Origin of the sequence: Roseomonas genomospecies 6 (genome assembly GCF_008365375.1) — a bacterium.
Lineage (GTDB): Bacteria > Pseudomonadota > Alphaproteobacteria > Azospirillales > Azospirillaceae > Azospirillum.
Genome location: NZ_QOKW01000019.1, coordinates 119,621 through 129,392 on the forward strand (window position 1 = coordinate 119,621; position 9,772 = coordinate 129,392).

Sequence of the window (9,772 nt, forward strand, 5' to 3'; positions counted from 1 at the left end):
AACGGCGCGGCTCAGGGAAGGGACGAGACCAGATCATGACGACCACCGATCCCCGCGCGCTTCTGAACGACATGTTCCGTGCCGCCGTTGCCTCGGCGCAGCCGGCGCTGTGCGTGCCGCCGCATCTTCCGGAACCGCCGAAGGGCCGCACGGTCGTCGTCGGCGCCGGGAAGGCCGCGGCCTCCATGGCTAAGGCGGTGGAGGACCATTGGAAAGGCCCGCTGTCCGGTCTGGTCGTCACCCGCTACGGCCACAACGTCCCCTGCGAACGGATCGAGGTGGTCGAGGCGTCGCACCCCGTGCCCGACGAGGCCGGTCAGCAGGCAGCAAAGCGAATCCTCGACATCGCCGCGTCGCTCGGCCCCGACGACTTGATGCTCTGCCTGATCTCCGGCGGCGGCTCCGCCCTGCTGGCCCTGCCCGCGCCCGGCATCTCCATGGCCGACAAGCAGGCGGTGTCCAAGGCGCTGCTCCGCTCCGGCGCGAACATCACGGAGATGAACTGCGTCCGCAAGCACCTGTCCGCCATCAAGGGCGGGCGGCTTGCCGCGGCGACCAGGGCGCGGGTGGTGTCGCTGGTCATCTCCGACGTGCCGGGCGACGACCTGTCGGTGATCGCCTCCGGCCCCACCGTGCCGGACCCGACCAGCTACGCCGACGCTCTGGCCGTGCTGGAGAAGTACGGCATCACCCCGCCGCAGCCGGTCATGGACCATCTGCTGGCCGGGCGCGACGAGAGTCCGAAGCCCGGCGACCCGCGGCTGGAGCGCGTCAGCACGATCCTGGTCGCCACCCCGCAGATGGCGCTGGAGCGCGCGGCGGAGGTCGCCCGCAAGGCCGGCGTCACGCCGGTGATTCTCGGCAACGCGCTGGAGGGCGAATCGCGCGAGGTGGCGCTCGTCCATGCCGGCATCGCCCGCCAGATCGTCGAGCACGACCAGCCGGCGGCCAAGCCCTGCGTCCTGCTGTCCGGCGGCGAGACCACGGTGACGGTGCGCGGCAAGGGCCGCGGCGGTCGCAACGCCGAATTCCTGCTGGCGCTGACCGTGGCGCTGGACGGAATGGCGGGGGTTCACGCCCTGGCCGCCGACACCGACGGCATCGACGGGACGGAGGACAACGCGGGCGCCCTGCTCTCCCCCGATACGCTGACCCGCGCCGCCGAGGCCGGTGTCAACGCCAAGGAGCGTCTGGCCGACAACGACGGCTACAGCTTCTTCAGCGCGCTCGGCGACCTGTTGGTGACTGGGCCGACCCTGACCAACGTCAACGATTTCCGCGCGGTGCTGGTCGTGTAGGGAACGGGGCGCCAGCGGCCGATTTGATATATCACTTATGGCCAGAGCGGCGTCCGCTCACGAAAATTTGTTGATGCTCCCACGGATTATCCGCCACACTCACCGTCAAGGCATCACGAATATGGCGTCTGGCATGCCAACAGCATGCAACCGGATTGCCCTGTTCGAAGGATAAAGCGAAGCGGTCGGGCACCGAACGCACCCCGCGCGCGCCAGGACAAGAACGAGAAAGCGGACCATCCGGGAGGAACCATATGCGCCAAACCGGTGCGCGAAGCGCTTCGCCGTGGGGCGGGCGTTGGATGCAGTTGCTTGCCGGCGTCATCTGCATGTCGATGATCGCCAATCTCCAGTACGGGTGGACCCTCTTCGTCGAACCCATCGACGACAAGCATGGCTGGGGCCGTGCGGCCATCCAGGTGGCCTTCACCATCTTCATCGTCACCGAAACATGGCTGGTGCCCGTCGAGGGCTGGTTCGTGGACCGGTTCGGCCCGCGGATCGTCGTGCTGTTCGGCTCCGTGCTCTGCGCCGCCTCCTGGGCGCTGAACGCGGTGGCCGATTCGCTGCTCGTGCTCTACGTCGCGGCGGCCATCGGCGGCGTCGGGGCGGGCGCCGTCTACGGAACCTGCGTGGGCAACGCCCTGAAATGGTTCCCCGACCGGCGCGGTCTGGCCGCGGGAATCACCGCCGCGGGCTTCGGCGCCGGCTCCGCCCTGACGGTGGTGCCGATCGCCACGATGATCGAGACCTCGGGCTACGAGGCCACCTTCATGGCCTTCGGGCTGGGCCAGGGGCTGGTCGTCTTCGCGCTCGCCTGGCTGCTGGTGGCACCGCCTTCCGCCCCGGTCTCCCGCGCCGGCGTCGCCACCCCACCCGCGCAGCGGCAGTACACGCCGAACCAGATGGTCCGCACGCCGGTCTTCTGGGTCATGTACGCCATGTTCGTGATGGTGGCCGGCGGCGGGCTGATGGCGACGGCGCAGCTCGGCCCCATCGCCCAGGATTTCGGGCTGGCCCACGCGCCGGTCAGCATCCTCGGCCTGACCCTTCCCGCCCTGACCTTCGCCCTGTCCATCGACCGGGTGCTGAACGGGCTGACGCGACCCTTCTTCGGCTGGGTGTCCGACCACATCGGGCGCGAGAACACCATGTTCATCGCCTTCGCGATCGAGGCCGTGGGCATCGTCGCGCTCAGCCTCTATGGCCGCGATCCGGTGGCCTTCGTGCTGCTGACCGGTCTGGTCTTCTTTGCCTGGGGCGAGATCTACAGCCTGTTCCCCGCCTGTTGCGCCGACACCTTCGGATCGAAGTTCGCGGCGAGCAACGCCGGGCTGCTCTACACCGCCAAGGGCACGGCGGCTCTGCTGATCCCCTTCGCCAACATCATCGCCGACGCGACGGGAAGCTGGCACGCGGTCTTCCTGCTGGCCGCCGGGGTCAACGCTCTGGCCGCCGTGCTGGCGCTGTTCGTCCTGCGCCCGATGCGCAACCGCATGGCCGCCGAGTCGCTGGGCACGCACAGCAGCCGGAGCGCAACGGCAACGTCCTGACGCTCTCTTCCCCCTCCCCCCGTCGGGGAAGGAGCCGAAGCGAGGGGGCGCCCGCAAGGGCGTCCCCTTTTCGATTCGGGCGCTACTCCGCCGCCTGCCCCTCCTCCAGATAGATTTCCCCGCCCTTGGCGCGGAACGTCTCCGACATCTCGGCCATGCCGGAGTTGGCGTAGTCCCGGACCTCCTGCGTGATCTTCATCGAGCAGAACTTCGGCCCGCACATCGAGCAGAAATGCGCGACCTTCGCCCCCTCCGCCGGCAGGGTCTGGTCGTGGAAGCGCTCCGCCGTCTCCGGGTCGAGCGACAGGTGGAACTGGTCGCGCCAGCGGAACTCGAAACGGGCGCGCGACAGGGCGTCGTCGCGCTCCTGCGCGCCCGGATGGCCCTTGGCGAGGTCGGCGGCGTGGGCGGCGATCTTGTAGGTGACCACGCCCACCTTCACGTCGTCGCGGTCCGGCAGGCCCAGATGCTCCTTCGGCGTGACGTAGCAGAGCATCGCCGTGCCGAACCAGCCGATCATGGCGGCGCCGATGGCGCTGGTGATGTGGTCGTAACCCGGCGCGATGTCCGTGGTCAGCGGCCCGAGCGTGTAGAAGGGCGCCTCGCCGCACAGCGCCAGTTGCTTGTCCACGTTGGCCTTGATCTTGTGCATGGGCACATGGCCCGGCCCCTCGATCATCACCTGCACGTCGTGCTTCCAGGCGATCTTGGTCAGCTCGCCCAGGGTCTCCAGCTCGGCGAACTGGGCGGCGTCGTTGGCGTCGGCGATGGAGCCCGGGCGCAGCCCGTCGCCCAGCGAGAAGGCGACGTCGTACGCCTTCATGATCTCGCAGATCTCCTCGAACCGCTCGTAGAGGAAGCTCTCGCGGTGGTGGGACAGGCACCATTTCGCCATGATCGAGCCGCCACGCGAGACGATGCCGGTGGTGCGCCTGGCGGTCAGCGGGATGTGGGCCAGACGGATGCCGGCATGGATGGTGAAGTAGTCCACCCCCTGCTCCGCCTGCTCGATCAGCGTGTCGCGGAAGATTTCCCAGGTCAGGTCCTCCGCCTTGCCGCCGACCTTCTCCAGCGCCTGGTAGATCGGCACCGTGCCGATGGGGACCGGGCTGTTGCGCAGAATCCATTCGCGGGTGGTGTGGATGTTGCGGCCGGTGGACAGGTCCATCACGGTGTCGGCGCCCCAACGGATCGACCAGACCATCTTGTCCACCTCCTCCCCCACCGAGGACGCGACGGCGGAGTTGCCGATGTTCGCGTTGATCTTGGTGAGGAAGTTGCGGCCGATGATCATCGGCTCCGATTCGGGGTGGTTGATGTTGGCCGGGATGATCGCCCGCCCGCGCGCAACCTCGTCGCGGACGAACTCCGGGGTCACATGGTCGGGGATGGAGGCGCCGAAGTCGTCGCCGTCCCGCGCCGCCGCCTCGGCCAAACGCTTCCGGCCCAGATTCTCGCGGACGGCGATGTACTCCATCTCCGGCGTGACGATGCCGGCGCGGGCATAGGCCATCTGCGTGACCGCCCGGCCCGGCTTGCCCCGCAGCGGACGGCGCCCGGCGCGGTCGAAGACGGGAACGGCGCGCGTCTCACCGGCGCGCAGCCCGTCGTCCTCCGGACGGACCTCGCGCCCCCCATAGGCCTCCACGTCGCCGCGCGCTTCGATCCAGGCGCGGCGCAGCTCCAGCAGGCCGCGGCGGATGTCGGTCCGCACGGCGGGATCGCTGTAGGGGCCGGAGGTGTCGTAGACCCGCACCGGCGGCTCCCCGCCGCCAACGTGGATGTCGCGCATGGCCACGCGCAGGTCGGGGAAACGCTCCCCCGCCACATGGACCTTGCTGGACGACGGCAGCGGGCCGGTCGTCACGGTGAAATGGTCGGACGGCTGGGCGTCCTTTGAATCGGTGGCGGAAGCAGGGGGAAGAAAGTCGTGCATCTGCTGGATCTCCATCGCACATAGGATCGTTGGAGATCCGGGTGTGACGGAGCGGCAGAACGGACGACCGGAGCGGTCCCCATGGGGGATGCGTGACCTTGGCCCGTTTGTTCCTGTCCCTACGCCGGTACGACCCGGATCAGGTTCAAAGGGTTCGGCGCCTTACGGCGTCATCTCAGCCCCGCGCTATGGGGCTCCCCTTGGAACGTCGCCATGCTGGACGATCAGCCCCACCCACGTCAACGCCGATTCACGGCGAACCGGGAAACGGCGGAGCAAACTCCAAGAATACGGTATCCGTTATCTGGTATACAAAATTCTCTTGCGCAGCCTGAGCGGAGCCGTTATGCTGCAACACAACATGACAGACGTCCCCTGTCCAAGTTTCCGGAGCCCGTCCCATGATCGACCCCCAGATGATCGCTTTCGTCGCCCTCGCCGGCCTGATGGGTCATGCGCTGACTCTGACCCTGCGGGGCGAGGACGGGGCCGATCCCGACCGGCGGGACGAGGAGCCGGACGGGCTCTGGTCGTCGGAACGGTTCAACCAGACCGGCGAAGGCCACAACCGTCCCTTCTTCCTGGAATGAGAAAAGCCGCCGCGCGGGGTGCGCGCGGCGGCCTTTCTGTCGATGTTGCTTGCGGAAAGCGAACTGTCCCTAACGTCCCGCTCAGTGTCCGGGCTGCACCGCCAGCCCACCCGTGCCCTGCTGGGCGGCGAGGAGTTCGGCGTTGCGGGCATGATGCTTGCGCAGCATGGGCCGCAGAACCGCGATGGCGCAGAAGGCGGCGATCAAGTCCATGGTGGCGCAGATGTAGAGCACGGTCGCCCAGGTGCCGGTGGCTTCCATCAGCAGGTTGCCCAGCGGAACCAGCAGAGCCGCGATGCCCTTGGCGCAGTACAGCACGCCGTAGATCTTGGCCGCATGCTTGGTGCCGAAGGTGTCGGCCGAGGTCGCGCTGAACAGGCTGTAGACTTCGCCCCAGGCCAGGAACACCAGGCCCGACAGGATCAGGAACATGATCGGGTCGTGGCCGAAGCGGCTGAGCATCAGGATGCCGATGCCTTCGAAGGTGAAGGCGATGAACATCGTCGCTTCACGGCCGATGTGGTCGGAGATGAAGCCGAACAGCGGACGGGAGATGCCGTTCATCACGCGGTCGAGCATCAGCGCGAAGGGCAGAGCCGCCATGGTGATGCCGAACAGGCTGATCGGGGCTTCCTTGACGCCCAGATCGTGGGCGATCACGCCGAGCTGGGCCACCGCCATCAAGCCACCGGACACCGTGCAGATGAACATCACCATCATGACCCAGAACACCGGGGTCTGCAGCGCTTCCTTCAGCGTGTAGTCGCGGCGGGACTGCAGGACCTTGGTCGAGGCCCTGACCTGATCCTTCTGCGGGGCGCGCAGGAAGAAGGCGGCGCACAGGATGATCGCACCCTGCAGCAGGCCGAACCAGAAGAAGGTCGCCTGATAGCCCGAGGAGTGGATCATGTTGGCGATCGGCAGGATGGTCAGGGCCGAGCCGGCGCCGTAGCCGCCCGCGGTCAGGCCGACGGCCAGGCCGCGCTTGTCGGGGAACCACTTGAGCGCGCTGTTGACGCAGGTGGCGTAGACGCAGCCGACGCCGACGCCGCCGATGGCCGAACCGAAGTAGAGCATGCCGAGCGAGCCGGCGTAGCTGTCGATGATCCAGGAGAGGCCGGTCATCACGCCGCCGAAGGCGACGATGACGCGGGGGCCGTAGCGGTCGATGAAGTAGCCTTCGATGGGGGTCAGCCAGGTCTGGACGACGACGAAGACGGTGAAGGCGGTCTGGATCGAGGCGCGGGTCCAGCCGTGGGTGGCCTGGATCTCCGGAACGAACAGCGTCCAGGCATACTGGATGTTGGCCGCCGCCACCATGCAGACGATGCCGACGACGATCTGCATCCAGCGCGCGCCCTCAGAAATGGGCGCTTTCGAGCCGCCGGAGCCGCCAATTACTGGCCTATGGGATTCTGTCGATCCAACCATCATTCCCTCCCGTGGGATTGCGACGCTTTGATACTGGGCATGAGGGTTCCCTTGGCCGGGCGTGGCGACGGCGTCCGAGCGTGCGTCCGCATCGCCGCGTCATGGGCGGCCTTGTTCCTTGCCGATGTGATTCATGGTTCAATGGTGTCCTGGAGAGCCGTCACGCCGTCCCTTGCGTTCTTGGCGCTCCAGATACGGCATATGGTATGCCACGAGCCTAATTGTTTGCAACACGAACTTTTGGCGCCCTGCACTTTTCATCCCGATTTTTTCGGCCAGCCGGCAAATGGACAGGTGGATGCGCCGACCCGCTGCTGAGGCAGCGGGCCTTTATTCAATTTTTTCAGTGGGATAATACGCCGAGCCGGCTTATGCGCTCGCCGAGACGGTGCGTGACGACGCCGATAGGACGAGCGCCAGGACGGCCACCGCCAGCGGCACGAAGGACACCCAGAGGACCGTCGCCCACCCGAACGCCGCCAGCAGCCCGCCGGACGCGAAGGACCCGAGCGCCATCGTCCCGAACACGATGAAGTCGTTGAGCGACTGCACTTGCGTCCGCTCCTCTGGGCGGTGGCACTCCAGAACCAAGGCCGAAGCCCCCAGGAAGCCGAAGTTCCAGCCGACCCCCAGCAGGATCAGGCTCAGCCAGAAATGCCCCACCTCCTCGCCCCCCAGCCCCGCCACGGCGGAGGCGGCGATCAGCGCCAGACCGGCGAACACGATTCGGGAGGCGCCGAACCGCGCTATCAGCCGCCCGGTAAAGAAGCTCGGGGCGTACATGGCGATCACATGCCATTGCAGGCCAAGATTGGCCGCTTCCTGCGACAGGCCGCACAGCCGCATCGCCAGCGGGGCCGCCGTCATGATGAAGTTCATCAGCAGATAGGAGACGACCCCGCACAGCGCGGCGGTGACGAATCGCGGCTGGCGCGCGACGACGCCGAGCGGGCGTCCTCCGGCGACCTCCTCCGCCGTCGGCATCGGCAGCCGGACACCGACCAGGACGAGGGCGGACACCGCCGCCACCACCGCCTGGGCCAGGAAGGTCGCCATGAACAGGTACGGCGGCCACACATCCATGGTCAGGGTGACGAGCTGCGGACCGATGACCCCGGAGAACACGCCCCCCGCCATCACGGCGGACATCGCCCGTGGGCGCCGTTCGGGTCCGACGCAGTCCGCGGCGGCGAAGCGGAAGGACAGGACCACGGCGGCGTAGGCGCCTCCGGGGATCATCGCCGCGCAGAACAGCCAGAAGGACCCCAGCAGCACCGCCAGGGCGGACAGCAGACCGACGAGCACGCCGCAGCCCGTCCCCGCCAGGAAGGCGGCTCGCCGCCCGTGACGCCGGGCGATGGCGCCGGCGGGTATGGTGCAGGCGGCCATGCCCACGACGAAGACCGAGAGCGGCAGCGTCGCCAGAGCCGGGCTGGGCGCCAACGTGTTTCCGACGATGGCCCCCGTCGCGTAGACGACCACCGCGTTGGCGCCGGCCAAGGCCTGCGCGGTCGCCAGCCGGAGAATGTTGCCCGTCCCATGCGCGTAAGGGGCGGTGTCGGTTTGGGTCATCAGAGTCCTCAAGGCACGGCGTGGTTTCGGATGCACCACGCTTACCGGCCACCCAGCATGAACGGAAGTGGTATGTTCTCATGATTCGATGAGCAGGAGTCATGAATGCTTGACCGCCATATCCTCGCGATCCTGCGGGAGGTGGACCGTCTGGGCAGCCTCACCGCCGCCGCCGAGCGACTGAACGTCAGCCAATCGGCGCTGAGTCACACTGTGCGCAAGTTCGAAGAGCGCCATGGAATCGAGCTCTGGATGAAGAAGGGGCGCAGCCTCCGCTTCACCCAGGCGGGGCAGCATCTACTGGCCTTGGCGCAACGTCTCCTGCCGCAGTTCGAGCACGCCGAGCGAACTCTGGCCGATTTCGCATCGGGCCGGCGCGGCGCGCTGCGGGTGGGCATGGAGTGCCATCCCTGCCAGGCCTGGCTGATGCGGATGACGGCCCTCTATCTCACGCAATGGCCCGACGTCGATTTCGAGGTCCGCACCGCCTTCCGCTTCGACGGGCTGGCCGCGCTTCTCGACAACGAGATCGACCTCCTCGTCACTCCAGACCTCATCGAGACGCCCGACGTCCTGTTCACGCCGGTCTTCGACTATGACCTCGTCCTTGCGGTGCATGAGGCGCATCCGCTCGCCGCGAAGGGCGTGGCGCAGCCGGAAGACCTGCGTGAGGAGGAACTGATCACCGTCCCGGTCAGCCTGGAACGGCTGGACATCTACACCCGCTTCCTCGTCCCCGCCCACTGCCGTCCGCGTCGCCACAAGACGGCGGAGACGACCGAACTGATGCTCCAACTCGTCGCCGCCCGGCGTGGGGTCACCGTCCTTCCGGATTGGCTGGTGCGGGAGGAAGGCGCGGGCTTACCCGTCCGCACGGTGAAGCTCGGGGCCGATGGAATCGGGAAGAGCATCCACCTTGGCGTCCGCTGCGGCGACGAGGGGGTGGACTACATCGCCGGATTCCTGGCGCTCGCGCGGACCATGGAGCAATAGGATGGTGAATAAAAAAATGGCCGTGCTGTCGCCAGCACGGCCAGTGTTTCGAGAGGCTCGCATAAATGCGGAGCAACAACCCGCCCGATACAAAGGGTAAGACACCCTGTGTCCAAACAAGATGCCGAGTCCTCACACCCTCTGCAACGCTTCTTCGACGAGTTTCCATATCGCGGAAACATCACCCTTCCCTGCCATATGCCCACAAAAAGAAGACCGCGCCGTCTCCGGCGCGGTCAGTTACTTCGGGGAAAACCACAGCGATAGGAAGAATCAGCCCTTGAAGACCTTGAGCATGGTGGAGCCCAGGCTGGCCGGGCTGTCCGCCACGGCGATGCCCGCGCTCTTCATGAACTCGATCTTGAAGTCGGCGGTGTCGTTGCCGCCGGAGATCACCGC

The 9,772-nt window shown here is 67.2% G+C and carries 7 protein-coding genes and 1 riboswitch; of the genes, 4 read left to right on the forward strand and 3 right to left on the reverse strand.

All coding sequences use genetic code 11. The features are described 5' to 3' along the window. Positions 1 to 35 precede the first annotated feature (35 nt). Positions 36 to 1,298 (forward strand): glycerate kinase type-2 family protein, encoded by a 1,263-nt coding sequence (locus DS843_RS21505; protein WP_149470880.1) that lies wholly within the window; start codon positions 36 to 38, stop codon positions 1,296 to 1,298. 302 nt (positions 1,299 to 1,600) lie between these two features. After that, positions 1,601 to 2,851, forward strand: a complete 1,251-nt coding sequence (gene oxlT, locus DS843_RS21510) for an oxalate/formate MFS antiporter (RefSeq protein ID WP_475849277.1) — start codon at positions 1,601 to 1,603, stop codon at positions 2,849 to 2,851. Between the two features lie 82 nt (positions 2,852 to 2,933). Here oxlT (DS843_RS21510) and thiC read toward each other — a convergent pair whose 3' ends face one another. Then, complete coding sequence (gene thiC / locus DS843_RS21515) at positions 2,934 to 4,787, reverse strand: phosphomethylpyrimidine synthase ThiC (protein ID WP_286192241.1); 1,854 nt, start codon at positions 4,785 to 4,787, stop codon at positions 2,934 to 2,936. Positions 4,788 to 4,885: 98 nt separating this feature from the next. After that, positions 4,886 to 4,998: riboswitch (TPP riboswitch) on the reverse strand. A gap of 190 nt (positions 4,999 to 5,188) precedes the next feature. Between thiC and DS843_RS21520 the strand changes: the two genes are divergently transcribed. Then, complete coding sequence (locus DS843_RS21520) at positions 5,189 to 5,377, forward strand: hypothetical protein (protein ID WP_149470882.1); 189 nt, start codon at positions 5,189 to 5,191, stop codon at positions 5,375 to 5,377. 81 nt (positions 5,378 to 5,458) lie between these two features. On the opposite strand, the gene oxlT (DS843_RS21525) is transcribed toward DS843_RS21520, so the two are convergent. Next, positions 5,459 to 6,724, reverse strand: a complete 1,266-nt coding sequence (gene oxlT, locus DS843_RS21525; protein WP_149470883.1) for an oxalate/formate MFS antiporter — start codon at positions 6,722 to 6,724, stop codon at positions 5,459 to 5,461. A 453-nt stretch (positions 6,725 to 7,177) separates the two neighbouring features. After that, positions 7,178 to 8,380: an MFS transporter gene (locus DS843_RS21530; protein WP_149470884.1), complete on the reverse strand. Its 1,203-nt coding sequence runs from the start codon at positions 8,378 to 8,380 to the stop codon at positions 7,178 to 7,180. Between the two features lie 105 nt (positions 8,381 to 8,485). Between DS843_RS21530 and DS843_RS21535 the strand changes: the two genes are divergently transcribed. Continuing rightward, entirely contained in the window at positions 8,486 to 9,373 is an 888-nt protein-coding gene (locus tag DS843_RS21535; RefSeq protein WP_149470885.1) for a LysR family transcriptional regulator, read from the forward strand. Positions 9,374 to 9,772 lie beyond the last annotated feature (399 nt).